17 protein-coding genes are annotated in these 16,614 nt (G+C 71.4%); 4 read left to right on the top strand and 13 right to left on the bottom strand.

Annotation, left to right across the window (positions count from 1 at the left end; translation table 11 throughout):
- Positions 1 to 101: 101 nt before the first annotated feature.
- From LQ222_RS14790 to LQ222_RS14775, 4 genes are read right to left on the bottom strand one after another with little or no spacing between them, the layout of a single operon-like run.
- Positions 102 to 941, bottom strand: coding sequence for a metal ABC transporter permease (locus LQ222_RS14790; RefSeq protein ID WP_230167559.1), 840 nt, complete (start codon positions 939 to 941; stop codon positions 102 to 104).
- Positions 938 to 1,789 carry a metal ABC transporter permease gene (locus LQ222_RS14785; RefSeq protein ID WP_230167558.1) on the bottom strand — a complete coding sequence of 284 codons (852 nt, stop codon included), beginning with the start codon at positions 1,787 to 1,789 and terminating at the stop codon, positions 938 to 940. The genes LQ222_RS14790 and LQ222_RS14785 overlap by 4 nt, the downstream gene beginning before the upstream one ends.
- A gap of 2 nt (positions 1,790 to 1,791) precedes the next feature.
- On the bottom strand, positions 1,792 to 2,649 hold the full coding sequence (locus tag LQ222_RS14780; RefSeq protein WP_230167556.1) for an ATP-binding cassette domain-containing protein: 858 nt from the start codon (positions 2,647 to 2,649) through the stop codon (positions 1,792 to 1,794).
- The gene (locus tag LQ222_RS14775) at positions 2,649 to 3,563 is read right to left on the bottom strand and encodes a metal ABC transporter substrate-binding protein (RefSeq protein ID WP_230167554.1); all 915 of its coding nucleotides are present in this window, start codon (positions 3,561 to 3,563) and stop codon (positions 2,649 to 2,651) included. Before LQ222_RS14775 ends, LQ222_RS14780 begins: the two co-directional genes overlap by 1 nt.
- Before the next feature lie 170 nt (positions 3,564 to 3,733).
- Between LQ222_RS14775 and LQ222_RS14770 the strand changes: the two genes are divergently transcribed.
- Positions 3,734 to 4,966 carry an alpha-hydroxy acid oxidase gene (locus LQ222_RS14770; protein WP_230167552.1) on the top strand — a complete coding sequence of 411 codons (1,233 nt, stop codon included), beginning with the start codon at positions 3,734 to 3,736 and terminating at the stop codon, positions 4,964 to 4,966.
- 75 nt (positions 4,967 to 5,041) lie between these two features.
- On the opposite strand, the gene LQ222_RS14765 is transcribed toward LQ222_RS14770, so the two are convergent.
- Together LQ222_RS14765 and LQ222_RS14760 are read right to left on the bottom strand one after the other, a co-directional pair.
- Positions 5,042 to 6,169: a CaiB/BaiF CoA-transferase family protein gene (locus tag LQ222_RS14765; protein ID WP_230167550.1), complete on the bottom strand. Its 1,128-nt coding sequence runs from the start codon at positions 6,167 to 6,169 to the stop codon at positions 5,042 to 5,044.
- Positions 6,166 to 7,143 (bottom strand): tripartite tricarboxylate transporter substrate binding protein, encoded by a 978-nt coding sequence (locus LQ222_RS14760; RefSeq protein WP_230167548.1) that lies wholly within the window; start codon positions 7,141 to 7,143, stop codon positions 6,166 to 6,168. The genes LQ222_RS14765 and LQ222_RS14760 overlap by 4 nt, the downstream gene beginning before the upstream one ends.
- Before the next feature lie 124 nt (positions 7,144 to 7,267).
- On the opposite strand from LQ222_RS14760, the gene LQ222_RS14755 reads away from it, so the two are divergent.
- Entirely contained in the window at positions 7,268 to 8,236 is a 969-nt protein-coding gene (locus LQ222_RS14755) for a hydroxymethylglutaryl-CoA lyase (RefSeq protein WP_230167547.1), read from the top strand.
- Between the two features lie 19 nt (positions 8,237 to 8,255).
- Here the strand turns inward: LQ222_RS14755 and LQ222_RS14750 are convergent, their stop codons facing one another.
- On the bottom strand, positions 8,256 to 8,642 hold the full coding sequence (locus tag LQ222_RS14750; protein ID WP_230167545.1) for a cytochrome c family protein: 387 nt from the start codon (positions 8,640 to 8,642) through the stop codon (positions 8,256 to 8,258).
- Between the two features lie 149 nt (positions 8,643 to 8,791).
- Between LQ222_RS14750 and LQ222_RS14745 the strand changes: the two genes are divergently transcribed.
- Both LQ222_RS14745 and LQ222_RS14740 read left to right on the top strand, forming a co-directional pair.
- Positions 8,792 to 9,079, top strand: coding sequence for a hypothetical protein (locus LQ222_RS14745; protein ID WP_230167543.1), 288 nt, complete (start codon positions 8,792 to 8,794; stop codon positions 9,077 to 9,079).
- 91 nt (positions 9,080 to 9,170) lie between these two features.
- Positions 9,171 to 9,584 carry a hypothetical protein gene (locus LQ222_RS14740; RefSeq protein ID WP_230167541.1) on the top strand — a complete coding sequence of 138 codons (414 nt, stop codon included), beginning with the start codon at positions 9,171 to 9,173 and terminating at the stop codon, positions 9,582 to 9,584.
- Positions 9,585 to 9,632: 48 nt separating this feature from the next.
- Here LQ222_RS14740 and hemC read toward each other — a convergent pair whose 3' ends face one another.
- The 6 genes from hemC to LQ222_RS14710 form a co-directional block, all read right to left on the bottom strand.
- Complete coding sequence (gene hemC / locus LQ222_RS14735; protein ID WP_230167539.1) at positions 9,633 to 10,601, bottom strand: hydroxymethylbilane synthase; 969 nt, start codon at positions 10,599 to 10,601, stop codon at positions 9,633 to 9,635.
- The gene (locus LQ222_RS14730; RefSeq protein WP_230167537.1) at positions 10,598 to 11,785 is read right to left on the bottom strand and encodes a geranylgeranyl diphosphate reductase; all 1,188 of its coding nucleotides are present in this window, start codon (positions 11,783 to 11,785) and stop codon (positions 10,598 to 10,600) included. The genes hemC and LQ222_RS14730 overlap by 4 nt, the downstream gene beginning before the upstream one ends.
- A gap of 14 nt (positions 11,786 to 11,799) precedes the next feature.
- The gene (locus LQ222_RS14725; RefSeq protein ID WP_230167535.1) at positions 11,800 to 13,113 is read right to left on the bottom strand and encodes a BCD family MFS transporter; all 1,314 of its coding nucleotides are present in this window, start codon (positions 13,111 to 13,113) and stop codon (positions 11,800 to 11,802) included.
- The gene (gene chlG, locus LQ222_RS14720; protein ID WP_230167534.1) at positions 13,113 to 14,036 is read right to left on the bottom strand and encodes a chlorophyll synthase ChlG; all 924 of its coding nucleotides are present in this window, start codon (positions 14,034 to 14,036) and stop codon (positions 13,113 to 13,115) included. Before chlG ends, LQ222_RS14725 begins: the two co-directional genes overlap by 1 nt.
- A gap of 7 nt (positions 14,037 to 14,043) precedes the next feature.
- Positions 14,044 to 15,471, bottom strand: a complete 1,428-nt coding sequence (gene ppsR, locus LQ222_RS14715; protein ID WP_230167532.1) for a transcriptional regulator PpsR — start codon at positions 15,469 to 15,471, stop codon at positions 14,044 to 14,046.
- 124 nt (positions 15,472 to 15,595) lie between these two features.
- On the bottom strand, positions 15,596 to 16,507 hold the full coding sequence (locus LQ222_RS14710) for a B12-binding domain-containing protein (protein WP_230167530.1): 912 nt from the start codon (positions 16,505 to 16,507) through the stop codon (positions 15,596 to 15,598).
- Positions 16,508 to 16,614 lie beyond the last annotated feature (107 nt).

Raw genomic sequence — 16,614 nt, 5'->3', positions numbered from 1 at the left:
GGGGGAGGGTCGCCGCCGGCGGCGCAAGGTCCAGGTGCCGCCGGCGGCGCAAGGTCCAGGTGCCGCCGGCGGCACGTGATCCCGGCGCCGCCCCGGGGCGATCACCAGGGCGCGCGCGGGCGCCGGCGCAGCAACCCGTGCCGCGGCGAGACCAGCAGCGCCGCGATGAACAGCACGCTCAGCGCCAGCACGATCGACCCCGCGGTCGAGGCATCCAGCATGAAGCTGACCTGGATGCCCGCCACCGTCGCCAGGCAGGCCGCCGCCACCGCCACCCACACCATGCGCCCGAAGCGGTCGGCCAGCAGCAGCCCGATGGCGCCGGGGGTGATCAGCAGCGCCACCACCAGGATCACGCCCACCGCCTGCACGCCGGCGACGATGCTGGCGGCCAGCACCGCCAGCAGCAACAGCCGCAGCCGGCCCACTTTCAGCCCGGCGATGCGCGCCTGGCCGGGGTCGAAGCAGAACAGCACCAGGTCCCGCCCGCGCAGCGCCAGGATCAGCAGCCCGCCGCCGGCGATGGCGAGCGTCTGCCAGAAATCCTCGTCCTCGATGCCGAGGATGCTGCCGAACAGCACATGCGACAGATGCACGTTGGAGCGCACCTGGGTCAGCAGGATCAGCCCGACCGCGAACATGCCGGAGAACACCACGCCCATCGCCGCGTCCTCCTTGATGCGGCTGGTGGCGCGGATGGCGCCGGAGGCCAGCGCGCAGCCGAAGCCCGCGACGAAGGCGCCGATCACCAGCGGCGCACCGACCAGGTAGGCGATCACGACGCCCGGCAGGATGGCGTGGCTGACCGCATCGCCCATCAGCGACCAGCCCTTCAGCACCACGAAGCAGGACAGGATGGCGGCGAGCACCGCCACCATCAGCCCGACCACCAGCGCATCGACCATGAAGCCGTGCGTCCAGGGGGCCAGCAGCGCATTCATGCGGCGGCCACCTTCGCGGCCCGGCGGCTGGCCAGGATGCCGTGCTTCGGCGCCAGCACCAGCACCACCACGAACAGCGCCGCCTGCAGCGCCACGATGCTGCCCCCCGTGCTGCCATCCAGGAAATAGCTGGCATAGGCGCCGAGCAGCCCGGTGCCGGCGCCGATCCCCGCGGCGAGGCCCGCCATCCGCCCGAAGCTGTCGGTCAGCAGGTAGGCGGTCGCCCCCGGCGTCACCAGCATGCCGATCACCAGCACCGCGCCGACTGCCTGGAGGCCCGCCACCGCGGTCGCGGCCAGCAGCACCAGCAGCAGGATCCGCATGCGCGCCGGGCTGCCGCCGGCCACCACCAGCTGCGTCGGGTCGAACAGCGACAGCATCAGGTCCCGCCCGCGCAGCGCCAGCGCGCCCAGCACCACCACGGCGATGATCGCCATCTGCACGATGTCCTCGTCGGCGATGCCGAGCACATTGCCGAACACGATGGTCCGCAGCCGCACATTCGACGGGTAGATCGACATCAGGAACAGGCCGAGCCCGAAGAAGCCGGTGAAGACCACGCCGATCACCGCGTCCTCGCGGATCGGCGTGCGGTCGCGCAGCCAGGCCATCACCAGCGCCGCCAGCATGCCCGAGGCGAAGGCGCCGGCCGCGAAGGGCAGCCCGGCCAACCAGGCCACCACCACGCCGGGCACGATGGCGTGCGACAGCGCATCGCCCATCAGCGACCAGCCCTTCAGCACCACGTAGCAGGACAGCAGCCCGGCCACCGCGCCGACCAGCGCGCTGATGCCCATGGCGCGCAGCATGTAGTCGTACTGGAAGGGGATGAGCAGTTCGTCGAACACCGTCAGATGTCCCGTTCGAGCCGGCCGATCACCTGGCCGTCCGGTGCCATGACCAGCGGGCGTTCATCGTCCGAGAGCACCACCACCGCATCGGCGGGCAGGGGGGTGGCGCCGGGCAGGGAGTGCTGGCGCAGCGCACCGCCGAAGGCGCGCAGCAGGTTGGGGCCGGTGAAGACCTCGGCGGTGGGCCCGGCGGCCAGCACGGTGCGGTTCACCAGCACCACCTGGTCGCAGAAGGTCGGCACGGACCCCAGGTTGTGGGTCGAGACCAGGATGATCCGCCCCTCGTCGCGCAGCGCCTTGAGCAGGGCGATGATCGCTTCCTCGGTGGTGACATCGACGCCGGTGAAGGGTTCGTCCAGCAGCAGCAACTGGCCGCCCTGCGCCAGCGCACGCGCCAGGAACACGCGCTTGCGCTGCCCGCCCGAGAGTTCGCCGATCTGCCGGTCCGCGAGATCCGCCATGCCGACACGTTCGAGCGCCGCCTGCACCTCGGCCCGGTCCGCCGCGCGGGGGATGCGCAGCAGGTTCATGTGGCCGTAGCGGCCCATCATCACCACGTCGCGCACGCTCACCGGGAAGGTCCAGTCCACCTCCTCGGCCTGCGGCACATAGGCCACCAGGTTGCGCTTCAGCGCCGCTTCCACCGGCCCGCCCGCCACCAGCACGCGGCCCTGGCCCGGGCGCACCAGCCCCATGATCGACTTGAACATGGTGGACTTGCCGGAGCCGTTGATGCCCACCAGCCCGCAGATGGTGCCGGCATCGAGCCGGAAGCCGGCCTCCTTCAATGCCAGGTGGCCATTGGGATAGGCGACTGAGATGTTGTCGACCGCGAGGCTGATGGGCTGGGCGAGCATCAGCGCGCGGCCGGCGCGGCGGCGAGGCCGCGCAGGATCGTCTCGGCGTTGGCTTCCAGCAGCTTGAGGTAGGTGGGCGCGGCGCCGTCCGGGCCAGTCAGGCTGTCGACATGCAGCACGCCGCCGAAGCGTGCGCCGGTCTCGCGCGCCACCTGGCGCATCGGGCGGTCGTTCACCGTGGATTCGCAGAACACCGCGGGCACGCGGGCGCGCCGCACCGTGTCGATCAGCGCGCGCACCTGGCGGGGCGAGCCCTCATCCTCGGAATTGATCGGCCAGAGATAGGCCTCGCGCATGCCGTAGTCGCGCGTGAGGTAGCTGAAGGCGCCCTCGCAGGTCGCGAGCACGCGGCGTTCGGCGGGAATGGTCGCCAGGCGTTCGCGCAGCCGCGCATCCACCGCGCGGATCTGCGCGGCATAGGCGTGTGCGTTCGCCTGGAAGGCGGCTTCGTGGTGCGGTTCGATGGCGGTCAGCGCGCGGCGGATGTTCTCGACATAGATCAGCGCCAGGGTGGGCGACATCCAGGCATGCGGGTTGGGCTGGTTGGCATAGGGGCCCTCGCCGATGCCCACCGGCGTGATGCCCAGGGTCAGCACCGCGTCGCGCACGCCGTTCACGCGGGCGAAGAAGCGTTCGAACCAGCGTTCCAGCCCCAGGCCGTTCCACAGCACCAGGTCTGCCGCCTGGGCGCGCACCACGTCGAGCGGCGTCGGTTCGTAGTCATGGATCTCGGCGCCGGGCCGCGTGAGGCTCTCGACCAGCACCGCCGTGCCGGCGACGTTCTGCGCCATGTCGGCCAGCACGGTGAAGGTGGCGACCACGCGCTTGGGGCGGGCCGGCTGGGCCAGGGCAGGGGCGGCGATGCCAACGAGCGAGGCCGTGAACAGGGCGCGGCGGGCAAGGGGCTGGATCATGGCGGGCGGTCTCCCGGGGCGGCTTCGACCGCATCATGTAGTCCAGGCTACATTTCGCGCAAGGGACAACATTCCACCCCCGCGCACACCCCCCATGCGCCCCCACCCCTGGCCTGCCGCCCGCAACCCCGGCATCATCGAAGCGTCGCAATTCCGGGTGATCCAAGACAATGAACGCCGAAGGCCCCGCGCAATCCCGCGCGCCCGTCGCCGCCGAGACCCTGTCCCAGAAGCGCGCGGCACCGCCGGTGCCGCCGAGCCTGCAGGGCTTCCTGTCGCTGCATGATTTCGAGGTGGCGGCGCAGAAGCACCTGCCGCGCATGCTGCATGGCTACATGGCCGGCGGCGTCGAGACGGACTGGTCGCTCAACGACAACCGCCGCGCCTTCGCCGAATGGGGCTTCATCCCGCGCTGCCTGACCGACGCGCGCGCGCGCCATACGAAGGTCAGCCTGTTCGGGCGGGACTACGACGCGCCCTTCGGCATCCCGCCGATGGGCTCGGCCGCGCTGCTGGCCTATCGCGGCGACATCGCGCTGGCGCAGGCGGCGCGCGCGAAGAACATTCCCTACATCCTGTCGGCATCCTCGCTGATCAGGATGGAGGACGTCGCGAAGGCGAACCCTGACGCCTGGTACCAGGCCTACCTGCCGGGCGAGCCCGCGCGGATCGAGCCGCTGGTCGACCGCGTCATCGCGGCGGGGTTCAAGACCTTCGTGCTGACGGTGGACGTGCAGGTCTCGTCCAACCGCGAGAACAACATCCGCAACGGCTATACGATTCCGCTGAAGCCGACCTTCAAGCTGTTCTGGCAGGGGGCGACGCATCCGGCCTGGGCCTTCGGCACCTGGTTCAAGACGCTGCAGAACCACGGCATGCCGCATTTCGAGAATATGGACGCCGGGCGCGGCCCGCCGATCCTCTCGCGCGACCTAGAACGCGCCTTCGGGGCGCGCGACGGGCTGTCCTGGCCGCACCTGGAACTGATCCGCAAGCGCTTCCCGGGCAAGCTGCTGATCAAGGGCGTGCTGCATCCCGACGACGTGGTGCGCGCGAAGGAGATGGGCGTGGACGGGTTCATGGTATCGAACCATGGCGGGCGGCAGTTGGATGGCGCGGTGTCTGGCCTGCGCATGTTGCCGGAGATCGTCAAGATCGCGGGCGGGCTGCCGGTGATCTACGACGGCGGCATTCGCCGCGGCACCGACGTGATGAAGGCCTATGCGCTGGGGGCGGATTTCGTCTTCGTGGGGCGGCCGATGCTGTGTGCGGCGGCGGTGCGCGGGCAGGCCGGGGTCGAGCGCGCGATCGACCTGCTGGCCGAGGAAATCCATCGCGACCTGGCGCTGGTCGGGGTGAACACGATGGATGCGCTGGGGCCGGAATTGCTGATGCGCGCCTGAGCGGCCGTTCGAGAATGCCGGTGTCGGACCGCAGGATGCGCCGATCGGCGCATTCTCAAACGGGCTTTGGGCGCGCTACTCCGCCACCAGCGCGTTGTCGGCGCCCAGGCGCGGCGCGCCGCCCTGCATGCGCGGCCGCTCGCCATCGAAGGACAGCGGCATCGACACCAGGGAGAAATCCTCGCCCGGCACCTGGTTCACCATGCCCATGGCCTGCACCTGCGGTTCGGCCAGCACCTCGGGAATGGCGTTGACCGGCGCGCAGGGCACGCCGATGCGTTGCAGGCGCGCGAGCCACGCCGCGCGCGGTGCCTCGCGCATGATCGCCGCGATCATCGGCAGCAGCTCGCCCTGGTGGGTCAGCCGCGCGCGGTTGGTGGCGAAGCGCGGGTCGTTCGGCCATTCCGCATGGCCGAGCTCGGCCGCGAAGCGCGTGAACAGCCGGTCATTGCCGCAGCACACCAGGATCGGCGCATCCGCCGCGTCGAAGGCCTGGTAGGGCACCAGGTTCGGATGGCCGGAGGCATGGCGTGGCGGCACGCTGCCGGTATTGACGTAGCCGTCGATCTTCTGCCCCGCCCACATCACCGCGGTCTCGAGCAATGAGGTGTTCACCACCCCGCCGCGCCCGGTGCGATGCCGGCGTTCCAGCATGGCCAGCGCGCCGAGCACCGTCCACATCCCGGTGCCCTGGTCGACCACCGACGCGCCCATGCGCACCGGCGGCCCATCGGGTTCGCCGGTGATCGAGGACAGCCCGCCGAAGGCCTGCAGCAGCGGCTCGTAGCCCGGGCGCAGGCGCTCCGGGCCGACATGGCCGAAGGCCGCCATGGCGCAATAGATCAGCCGCGGGTGGCGCGCGGTCACCGCCTCCGGGCCGATGCCCAGCGTCTCGGCGACGCCGGGGCGCAGATTGTGCAGCAGGATGTCGGCGCCTTCGAGCAGCCGGTGCAGCGCCGCGACGCCGGCCGCCGACTTCAGGTCGAGCGTGACCGACTTCTTGCCGCGGTTGAATTCGTGGAAGGTGAGCGCATCGCCATGGCGGAAGGCGGGGCCCATCTGGCGCGCATCGTCGCCGCCATCGGGCTTCTCCACCTTGATCACCTCCGCGCCCAGGTCGGCGAAGATGGCGCCCGCGAAAGGCCCGGCCAGCACCTGGCCGAGCTCGACCACGCGCAGCCCGTCCAGCACGGCCGCGGTCATTGCAGTTCGATCCCCGCGGCGGCGACCAGGCGCTTCCACTTGTCGATCTCGGCCGCCTGGAAGGTCGCGAGGTCCTGCGGCGAGCCGGGGCGCAGCACCATGCCGTTGGCGGTCAGGCGGTCGCGCACGCCCGGGCGCGCCATGATGTCGTTGATCAGTCCGTTCATGCGCGCCACGATCGGCGCGGGCGTGCCGGCCGGCGCATAGACCGCGTTCCAGGACAGCATCTCGTAGCCGGGGAAGCCCTGTTCCTCGACGGTCGGGACATCCGGCAGCACGGCGAAGCGCTGGCGGCTGGTGACGCCGATCGCGCGCACCCGGCCCTCGCGCGCATGGGGCGCCGAGGTCGTGGCATCGACGAACATCACCTGCGCCACGCCGGAGATGACATCGGTGATGCCGAGCGGATTCGACCGATACGTCACGTTCACCATGTCGATGCCGGCCTGCGCCTTGAACATCTCGCCCGCCACGCGCGAGGAAGCGGAGCCCGAGGCGAAGTTCAGCCGCCCCGGATTGGCGCGCGCATAGGCGACCAGGTCCTGCATGGAGCGCACCGGCAGGTCGTTGTTGACCACCACCAGCAGCACGCCCACGCCGATCACCGCGACAGGCGCGAAATCCGCCACGGGATCATAGGGCAGGCGGCGGAACAGCGCCGGGTTCGACCCATGCGTGGTATTGGCGGTCCACAGGAAGGTGGTGCCATCGGGGCGCGCGCGCGCGACCGCCTCGGAGGCGATGAAGCCATTCGCCCCGCCACGATTGTCCACCACCACGGGCTGGCCGAGCTCCGCGCCGATCGGGTCGGCGAACAGGCGCGTGGTGACATCCGTGCCGGAGCCTGCCGGGAAGGCGACGATGAAGCGGATCGGGCGCGCCGGCCAGGCGGGTTCCGCGGTCTGCGCGCGTGCCGCGACGGGCAGGGCGGCCGCCGCGGCGATCGCGGCGCGGCGGGTGAGGGGGCGGTGCATCGGGCGTCCTCCGGGCGGTGCCCTCTGGCGGGGCGTCGGTCGCAGTTCTAGCGTCGGGCCACAACGTCCCTGCGCGGATGCCCGGGTGTCAACGCCCGGGCCATGCGGGACGGGAGGAACCGCCATGTCCGACCTGCCGAAGCGCGTTCATTTCCACGAGGAAGGCCCGCGCGAGGGCTTCCAGATCGAGCGCGGGACTTTCCCGCTGGAACAGCGCGCCGCGCTGGTCGATGCGCTGTCGCTGACCGGGCTCGACGAGATCCAGGTGGCGTCCTTCGTCTCGCCCAAGGCGGTGCCGCAGATGGCGGATTCCGAGGCGCTGTTCGAAGCCATCCAGCGCGCCCCCGGCGTGCGCTACGATGCCGTGTGGCTGAACGAACGCGGCTACGAGCGCGCACGCGCGGCGAAGGGCGTGCACATCACCGGGCGCATCGCGCTGTATGCGTCGGATGCCTTCGCACTTCGCAACAACAACTGCACCGCGGCGCAGATGCGCGCGCGCGTCGATGGCTGGCTGGATCGCTACGCCGCCGATGGCGTGCCGATGGAGCGCGCGCTGGTGATGGCCGCCTTCGGCTGCAATTTCGAGGGGCCGGTGGACCCGGCGCGCGCGGTCGGCGAATTGGCCTGGGCCTGGACCACCTGCCGTGCGCGCGGCATGGCCGCCCCCCGGCTGTACCTGGCCGACACCATGGGCTGGGCCAATCCGCAGGCAATCCGCCGCGCGGTGGGGCTGTTGCGCGATGCCGTGCCGGAGGCCGAGGTCGGGCTGCACCTGCACGACACGCGCGGCCTCGGCCCCGCCAATGTGCTGGCGGCGCTGGAGATGGGCGTGACGCATTTCGACAGCTCGGTGGCCGGCCTGGGCGGATGCCCCTTCGCCGGCCATGGCGATGCCAAGGGCGCGGGCAATATCTGCACGGAAGACATGGTCTTCCTGTGCCACGAGATGGGCATCGAGACCGGCGTGGATCTGGAGGCGCTGGTGCATGCCGCGCGCATGGCGGAACGGATCATCGGCCGGCCGCTGCCGGGCCGGCTGATGCATGCCGGCACCTTGGCGGCGTATCGGGCGCGGCGGGCGGCGGCCTGAACCGCCGCCCGCGCGTTCGCTACTTCAGCGTCTCGAGGTAGGCGATCAGGTTCGCCAGCTGTTCGGCGTTGCGCAGCCCGGGGTACGACATGCTGCCCTGCGGCGCGACGGCCTTCGGGTTGGTGATGTAGGCGTTCAGGTTGTCGGTGGTCCAGGTATGCCCGCCTTCGCCCAGCGTGCGCATGTTGGCCGAATAGCGGAACCCTTCGATCGACGCGGCGCGACGACCGACGATGCCCCACAGGTTCGGGCCGACGCCATTGCGCCCGCCCTGGTCCGGGGTGTGGCAGGCACGGCACTGGTTGAACACGCGCTGGCCCGCGGCGGCATCGCCCGACTGTGCGGACGCGATGCCTGGCACCAGGGCCATCGTCGCCACGGTCATCGTCATCATCAATCGACGCATGCGTAACTCCCTCCCGAAGGTGAACACGCGCCGGCATCGAAGGTTGCAGGCGCGTCGGCTTGTGACTCAACTCACCGGCTTCAGCCAATTAATCTCCTTTGCCATTCTGGCAAGGCGAAACCGCGGCCATGGAAGGGAATCGGTGCGGCATGGAAGCCCTGGTGCGCAGCGGAGGTGTCGCGGATGTCATCATGGCCTGCCTGGTGATCGAGGCCGTGGCCCTGGTCGCGTGGCGCCGCGCGACGGGGCGGGGGCCGGCGCCGCGTGCCGTGGCTGCGCTGCTGCTGCCCGGCGCGTTCCTGGTGCTCGCGCTGCGCTTCGCGCTGACCGGCGGCGATACCTGGCTGATCGCGGCGGCGCTGGTGGGTGCGCTGGTCGCGCATGGGTGGGACCTGGCAGGGCGGTTGCGCGGCGCGGCCGCCGAACTTCCACGCTGACACGCTTTCGGGTGGCGCGCCGTCGTGACGGGTGTAAACTCATCATGACAGGTCGGACTGTTCAAGGAACCTGTCGGTCACGGAGGGCGCCATGAACGGGAGCAGCTACCGCATCGCCTATGATCGGCTGAAATCCCTGTTGCGCCGCGCCGAGTCGGCCGAGGACATCGAGGCCCTGGAACGCGCCCGCGGCGAGATGGACGCCTTCGTCGCCACCCTGGTGACCGACCCGCGCCGGCTGCGCGCGCTGGCCGGCGTCAGCCCCGGCGCCGCCGCCGAGGTCGAGCGCCTGGCGGCCGAGATCGACATCCCGCGCATGGTGCTCGACCCCGTGCATGACGCATCCTTCACCCGGCTGTGGGTGGCGACGCTGGATGATGCGCGGCTGCGCGTGCTGCAGCGCGTGATGGCCGACGAGGTCAGCCGGCGGCGCGAGGACAGCGTGGCCGAGACCTATGCGCCGCGCCGTCGTCCGGTCGCGCAGTACGCGCGCGGCTTCGGCTGAGCGCGCCGGCGCCGAAGGCCGTCGCGCGGCGGCCTTCGGGCCAGGCTGTCAGGACAGGATATCCGCGGGGCTGTCGCGGCGCAGGCTGTCGCCGAGCTCGCGCCCGATCCGCTCGGCATCCGCGACGGCGCCGCTGACGCGCCGGCGCAGCAGGAAGCTGCCATCCGCGCGGGCGATCAGCCCGGTCAGGTAAAGCTGCCCATCCATCAGCACGCGGGCATGGCCGCCGATCGGCGTGCGGCACGACCCATCCAGCGCCGCGAGCAGCGCGCGTTCGGCGGTGGCGACGGCGCGCGCGACCGGGTCCTCGATGGCGGCGAGCAATTCGCGCAGCGCGATGTCCTGCGCCCGCACGGTGATGCCGACGATCCCCTGGCCGGCGGCGGGGACCATGTCCTCGGCATCCAGCACCACGCCGGCCTCGGCTTCGAGGCCGAGCCGCTTGAGCCCGGCGAAGGCCAGCATGGTGGCGTGGAACTCGCCCTCGCGCAGGCGGCGCAGGCGGGTCTGGACATTGCCGCGGATGGTCTCGACGCGCAGGTCCGGGCGCGCATGCAGCAGCTGCGACTGCCGGCGGACGGACGCCGTGCCGACCAGCGCGCCATGCGGCAGGCAGGCCAGCGGGTCGTCGCGTGTCGGATCGCCGCAGGCGGGGCCCAGCACGATCGCGTCGCGCGCATCCTCGCGCTTGAGCAGGCAGGCGAGGACGATGCCCGGCGGCAACTCGGTCTCGAGGTCCTTGAGGGAATGCACCGCGAAATCCACGCGGCCATCGAGCAGCGCCTCGTGGATTTCCTTGGCAAACAGGCCCTTGCCCCCGATCTCGGCCAGGCGGCGGTCCTGGATGCGGTCGCCGGCGGTGGACAGCGCGGTTTCCTCGAAGTTGGAGGCGCCCTGGAGCATCGGGCAGAAGCCGCCGATGCGCGACAGGAAGTGCCGCGCCTGCCACAGCGCGAGCGGCGAGGCGCGGGTGCCGATGCGCAGCGGCGCGATCGGGCGTTCGGCGATCTCGCTCATGCCCGTGCGAACCCGAACAGGTGCGCCAGGTCCTTGAAGAAGATCCGCACATGCGCCATCGGGTCGCGCCGCGTCAGTTCCTTGTTCATGTAGGATTCCCACGTCAGGCGCTGGACGTCCTTGTCGGCGCAGATCTTGACGAACTTCTCGCGGCGCTTCTCGGACGAGTACCAGAAGTACTGCATGATCCCGAGCACCATGAAGACCGTGCCATGGCCCTTCATGAAGCGCTTGCGCGCCAGCTTCAGGGCGCGGGCGTCGCCGGTCGCCAGGCAGGCGTCGCAGGCCTCGGCCGCCAGGCGCCCGCCCAGCATGGCGTAGTAGATCCCTTCGCCGGAGGCGGGGGCGACGACGCCGGCGGCATCGCCGGCCAGCAGCACGTCGCGCCCATTGTCCCAGCGCTTCGCCGGCTTCATCGGGATGGGCGCGCCTTCGTGGCGAAGCGTGCGGGCGGTATCGAGGCCGGTGGCCTTGCGCAATTCGGCGATCGAGGCGCGCAGCGCGAAGCCCTTCTGGGCCGACCCCGTGCCGATGCTGGCGGTGTTCCCGTGCGGGAAGACCCAGGAATAGAAATCGGGCGAATGCCGGCCCTGGTAGAACACGTCGCAGCGCTTCGGGTCGTAGGCGTCCGATGGCGCGGGCGCCTCGATGATCTCGTGATAGGCGAACACGAAGGGAATTTTCGCCGCGGCCGGCACTTCCTGCTTCGCCACCTTCGACCGCGCGCCATCGGCGCCGATCACCAGGCGGGTGGGCAGGCGGTGCTCGGCACCGTCCTTGTCCTCGAACACCACGACCGGGTTGCCATCGGCGTCGCGCTCGATCGATTCGAAGGTGCCGGTGAAGCGTTCGGCGCCTTCATGGGCGGCGCGCGCGCGCAGGTATTCGTCGAAATGCTCGCGGTCCACCATGGCGACGTAGCCATTGCCGTCGATCGGCATGTCGACGGTCTTGGCCGAGGGCGCGATCATCCGCGCGCTGTTCACCCGCGCGCAGATGATGTGGTCGGGGATGGCGAAGTCGCGCACCAGGCGCGGCGGGATCGCACCACCGCAGGGCTTGATGCGCCCGGCGCGGTCGAGCAGCGCGACGCGCCGCCCGGCGCGGGCCAGGTCCTCGGCGGCGATGGCCCCGGACGGACCGCCGCCCACCACCACCACATCGAAGCGTTGCTGCGTGTCCATGGCGCTCTCCGGCATCATTGGGCGGTGATCATGCGGTGAAGGCCCGCCGCGGGCCGCGGCCGGGCGATGCGGGTGGCAAGCACGGCGGCGGCGATGAAGATCGCCGCGTCGATGGCGAACACCACGGAATAGGCAGCGTGCGGCGCGCCCAGCAGCAGGCGCGCGAGGTCGACCGCCGCGGCGCCGATCAACCCGCCGGTCCCGAAGGCGACCGCCTGGGCGGCGCCCCAGATGCCCATGCGCGTGCCCTCGCGCCGTTCGCGCCCTTCGCCGACCATCTGCATCATCGAGGCAATGGCCGCCGCGGCAAATATCCCGTTGCCCAGGCCGAGCACGCAGAAGACCGTCGCGAGCGGGAAGGCCGCCCCGACCGACGGGCCGGCGGCCAGGGTGATCAGCGCCGCCGCGGCCAGGATGCAGCCGCCGACCATCCAGCCGCGCAGCGTCGATGCGAATCGCCCGCCAAAGGCCGAGCCGGCCAGCGCCACCAGCACCATGCCCGCCAGCGTGCCGCCGTTCTGCAACGACGAAAGCTGCGTGCTCTCCCCCAGTGTGCGGCCGAAGACGGCGCCGGCGAAGGGTTCCAGGATCAGGTCCTGCGCGCTGTAGGCGAGCATCGAGAGGAAGACGAAGACGGTGAAGCGCCGCGCCTGCGGTTCCGCCCAGACCTCGGCCAGGGCGCGGCGGAAGGGCGGCCTGGCCGCCGCTTCGGCCGGCGCGCGCATGGGCGATGGACCCTCGATGCCCAGCACGCCGGCCAGCGCCAGCAGGAAGGCGATCGCCGACACGCCGGCGGAGACCGCCACCAGCCGCTCCGGCGAGAAGGGATCGAGCAGCCGCCCGGCGATCGCGGTGGTCAGGATGAAGCCCGCGATCATCATGATCCAGACGATCGAGGCCGCCGCGGCGCGCCGCGATTCGTCGACCCGCAACGCCAGCAGCACCAGCAGGGAGGTGCCCGCCGCGCCGACGCCCAGCCCGATCATCGCGAAGGCCAGCACCGCCAGCGCCACCCCCGGCAGCAGCGCGCTGCCCATCAGCGCCGTCGCCGCCGCCGCCAGCACGCCGCCAAGGCCCAGCACCGCCGTGCCGCCGAGGATCCAGGGCGTCCGGCGCCCCCCCATGTCCGACCCGTAGCCCCAGCGCGGCCGCAGCATCTGCAGCGCGTAGTGGATGCCCACCAGCAGCCCCGGCAGGGTCGCCGGCAGCGCCAGTTCCACCACCATCACGCGGTTCAGCGCCGAGGTGGTGAGCACCACGATGGCGCCCAGCGCCGTCTGCACCAGCCCCAGCCGCAGGATCCCGGGCCAGCCGAGCGGCGCGGGCATCACGGCACCGCCGCCGCGCGCAGCGCGAAGCCGCAGGTCAGCATGCCGAGCACGAACATCAGCACGCCGGTGCCATTGTACCACGGTGCCAGCGCCTTCGGATCGCGCAGCATCCGCGCCATGGCCCAGCCCTGGCCGGCCAGCAGCAGCGCGACGATGGCGGCATGGACCGGCGCGCCCATCGCCAGCAGCAGCGCGATCACCGCGAGCTGCGGCACGCCCATGCACCAGCAGGCGACGCGCGCGGCGCGCTCGGCGCCGAGCTGCACCGGCAGCGACCGCACGCCGCTGCGGCGGTCGCCCTCGATCGCCTTGAAGTCGTTCAGCGTCATGATGCCATGCGCGGCGAGGCCATAGAGCGTCGCGATCGCGAGCACGAGCGGACCCGGCGCGGCGGCGGACAGCACCGCGGCCGCGGTGATCCAGGGCAGGCTCTCATAGGCCAGGCCGCAGGCCAGGTTGCCCCACCAGCCATTCGCCTTCAGCCGCAGCGGCGGCGCCGAATAGGCCCAGGCCAGCGCCACGCCCAGCAGCGTCGCGACGAACCCCCACAGGCCGAGCATGGCACCCCAGCCCAGCGACACGCCGGTCCAGGCAATGGCGACATACAGGCCCCATCGCCCGGGCATCCGGCCCGAGGGAATCGGCCGGTGCGGCTCGTTGATGGCATCCACCTCGCGGTCGAACCAGTCGTTCACCGCCTGGCTCATGCCGCAGACCAGCGGGCCGGCCAGGATGATGCCGGCCAGCGCCAGGTGCCAGGTGGCGCCGAGCGACGCGCCGGAGGACACCGCGCCGCACATGAAGGCCCACATGGGCGGGAACCAGGTGATCGGCTTCAGCAGTTCCAGCACCACGCCCGGGGCGGGGTGGCCGCGCGGCAGCCGTGCCGGGGCGATCGCGGGATCGGCGCGGCCCGACATCGCGCCCCTAGGCCTGTTCGCCCGGCTCGGCGCCGAGGTCGCCGAGTCCGTAGCGGCGCAGCTTCACGTACAGCGACTGCCGCGACAGGCCGAGCATCTCGGCCGCCGAGGCGCGGTTGTCGCCCGACAATTCGAGCGCGGCCTCGATGCACAGCCGCTCGATCGCGTCGGTCGCCTCGCGCACCAGGTCCTTCAGCGGCACGCGGCCGATCAGTTCGGTGAGCTGTTCGACCGACCGGGTCGGCCGCGGGCCGGCGGCGACGGTGGCGCGCACGCGCGCGCCGACATCGCGCATGGTGAAGCCGAAGACCGGCTTGCCGCCGTTCATCACGGTGACGGCGGAGATCTCGACCTCGGTGCGCGAACCGTGTTCGCCGCGCAGGACCGAGGCATAGAGCCGCACCGTGCCGCGGTTGCGCAGGTGGCCGAACAGCACCTCGGCCTCGACATCCTGGTTGCCGAGCCAGCGTTCCAGCAATTCGCCGCGCGCCTGTTCCTCGCCCGGGACCTCGACCATCTCCAGGAAGGCGGCGTTGGCGGTGATGATCCGCCCATCGGTGCCGACCACCACGAAGGCATCCGGCGCGCCTTCGATCAGCTTCAGCATCTTGGTCTTGATCGCCGGCATCGCGACCACCGCCTGGTCGGGCAGCGCGACCCGCACCAGGAACAGCAGCGTGCCTTCCTGGCGGAAGGTGGAGGCGGCCAGCGTCACCTCGGCGCCGTCCTCGGCCAGGCGGACCTGCACGTCGTCGGCGCGGCCGGCGGCGCGCACGGAGGCGAGCAGCGCCTGCACCGCATTGCGCGACTCGGGCGCGAAGGCGTCGGTCACGCTGCGCCCGACGGCGCGCCGCTCGCCCTTGCCGAACAGCTTGATGGCGGTGGGATTGGCCTCGGTCACGCGCAGCGTGGTGCCGTCCAGCACCAGCACCGGATCGGGCGACATCTGGAACAGCAGGCGGTAGCGCGTCTCGGCCTGGCGCAGGCGCGAATAGTCGCGCTCCATGGATTGCTGCACCTCGACCAGGCGCTGCTGCAGGCGGGAGACCGGGCGCAGGTCCCGCCCGAAGATGACGATCCGCCCCGCCTTGCCCACCGGCGCCGCGGAATAGAGGATCGGCACGCAGGCGCCGTCGCCCGACACCTGGTTCACATGGCGCCAGCGGCTGCCGTGCTCGGCTGCCGCGCCGTGGCGCGTCAGTTCCTCGACCTTGGGGCGGCTGTCGCGCGCCACGGTGTCGATCCAGGGCTGGCCGAGCCAGCTGCCATGCGCGGCGAATTCGCGCGACAGTTCCTCGTTGCTGAAGGCGACGTCGCGGACGATCCCCTTCTCGTCGAGGATGAGCGCGATGTCCGCTGCCGCGCTGATCAGCGCGGCGGCGGCATCCGCATCGAGGTCGCCGAGCGACTTGCGGGGCGTGCTGAAGGCCTTCACCGGCTGTACCGCCTTTGCCTGCTGTATCCGTCCCCTTCTAGCACCGGGTGCGACAGTCGCTGAAATGGCAGGCCGAGTCCGGCCCGCGGGGGTGGCGCCGTGGGTGCGCGGCGAGGCGGCGGGGTCATGCGTCGCGGCCCAGCAGGGCCAGCATGGTCTCCGCCTGGAGCGTGGCGTCGCGCCCATCGACCGCCGTGGCATCCGCGCCCACCAGCGCCACCAGGTCGGGCCGGTCGACGAACAGCGGCCCGCCCACCAGGACCCCAAGGCCCGCATTGCGCGAGGCGCGGCGGACATCGCGGATCAGCATCGCGAGGTTGCTCAGGTGGTCCTCGCAGGCCAGCGAGAAGCCCGCCACGCCGAACCAGACGCGCTGCGCCGCCTCGATGATCTCGTTGCGTTCCACGCCGGCGCCCGACCAGACATCCCAGCCGGCGCCGCGGAAGAACTGCTCGACCACCAGGATGCCGAAGCTGTGCTGTTCGCCGGGGGTGGGGGCGAGCAGCACGCGGCGGTCAGGCTCGGCGCGCGGGGCGCGCTGCACGAAGGCGGGGCTGTATTCGCGCACCACCTGGTGCAGGCAGGACAGGCCGATCGTCACGGCGGTGAAGTCGCATTCGTCCTCCTCCCACATCAGGCCGAGGCGACGCGCGACCGGCGCCAGCAGCTCGAGGTAGAGGCGTTCGAGCGACATGCCGCGGCCGCGCAGCGCCTCGAGGTAGGCGAGCGCGCCCGGCAGGTCGGCCTGCATGGCAAGGCCGGTGAGCGCGCCGACATCGTCCATGCCGACCATGTCCGACGGGCTGCTGTCGATATAGGCGGCGGCGACATTGCGGCGATGCGCCATCAGCAGGCGCGGAATGATGTCGGTCTCGAGCGTCCGGGCCAGCGTCGCGACGCGGTTGCGACGCCGGGGGATGGGCGACGCCGAGCGCGCCGCCGGGCGGGAGGCCTCGCGCGGTTCGCGCTCGTTCTCCGTGCCGACGGATTCCGCATCGGTATTGCGCTCCTGACCCGGCATGGGCTTGCCCACCATTGGACTCTCCTGTCGCCGACTACAATCTCCGCGCCGCGAAGTGTCAAGCGATCAATACGTCAATCACGCTTGACACTTCTCGTCGACGCCACCTAGCCTTCAGTCAA

It is taken from the genome of Roseomonas sp. CECT 9278 (assembly GCF_918698155.1).
GTDB lineage: Bacteria > Pseudomonadota > Alphaproteobacteria > Acetobacterales > Acetobacteraceae > Neoroseomonas.
This window is presented reverse-complemented; position numbering and strand designations above follow the sequence as displayed.

Coding starts and splice junctions, on each gene's coding strand:
- hemC (WP_230167539.1), bottom strand. CDS start 10,601: ATGAGCGAGATCGCCGAACGCCCGATCGCGCCGCTGCGCATCGGCACC.
- LQ222_RS14750 (WP_230167545.1), bottom strand. CDS start 8,642: ATGCGTCGATTGATGATGACGATGACCGTGGCGACGATGGCCCTGGTG.
- LQ222_RS14790 (WP_230167559.1), bottom strand. CDS start 941: ATGAATGCGCTGCTGGCCCCCTGGACGCACGGCTTCATGGTCGATGCG.
- LQ222_RS14745 (WP_230167543.1), top strand. CDS start 8,792: ATGGAAGCCCTGGTGCGCAGCGGAGGTGTCGCGGATGTCATCATGGCC.
- LQ222_RS14730 (WP_230167537.1), bottom strand. CDS start 11,785: ATGGACACGCAGCAACGCTTCGATGTGGTGGTGGTGGGCGGCGGTCCG.
- LQ222_RS14775 (WP_230167554.1), bottom strand. CDS start 3,563: ATGATCCAGCCCCTTGCCCGCCGCGCCCTGTTCACGGCCTCGCTCGTT.
- LQ222_RS14770 (WP_230167552.1), top strand. CDS start 3,734: ATGAACGCCGAAGGCCCCGCGCAATCCCGCGCGCCCGTCGCCGCCGAG.
- LQ222_RS14725 (WP_230167535.1), bottom strand. CDS start 13,113: ATGCCCGCGCCGCTCGGCTGGCCCGGGATCCTGCGGCTGGGGCTGGTG.
- LQ222_RS14780 (WP_230167556.1), bottom strand. CDS start 2,649: ATGCTCGCCCAGCCCATCAGCCTCGCGGTCGACAACATCTCAGTCGCC.
- LQ222_RS14740 (WP_230167541.1), top strand. CDS start 9,171: ATGAACGGGAGCAGCTACCGCATCGCCTATGATCGGCTGAAATCCCTG.
- LQ222_RS14755 (WP_230167547.1), top strand. CDS start 7,268: ATGTCCGACCTGCCGAAGCGCGTTCATTTCCACGAGGAAGGCCCGCGC.
- chlG (WP_230167534.1), bottom strand. CDS start 14,036: ATGTCGGGCCGCGCCGATCCCGCGATCGCCCCGGCACGGCTGCCGCGC.
- LQ222_RS14710 (WP_230167530.1), bottom strand. CDS start 16,507: ATGGTGGGCAAGCCCATGCCGGGTCAGGAGCGCAATACCGATGCGGAA.
- LQ222_RS14760 (WP_230167548.1), bottom strand. CDS start 7,143: ATGCACCGCCCCCTCACCCGCCGCGCCGCGATCGCCGCGGCGGCCGCC.
- LQ222_RS14765 (WP_230167550.1), bottom strand. CDS start 6,169: ATGACCGCGGCCGTGCTGGACGGGCTGCGCGTGGTCGAGCTCGGCCAG.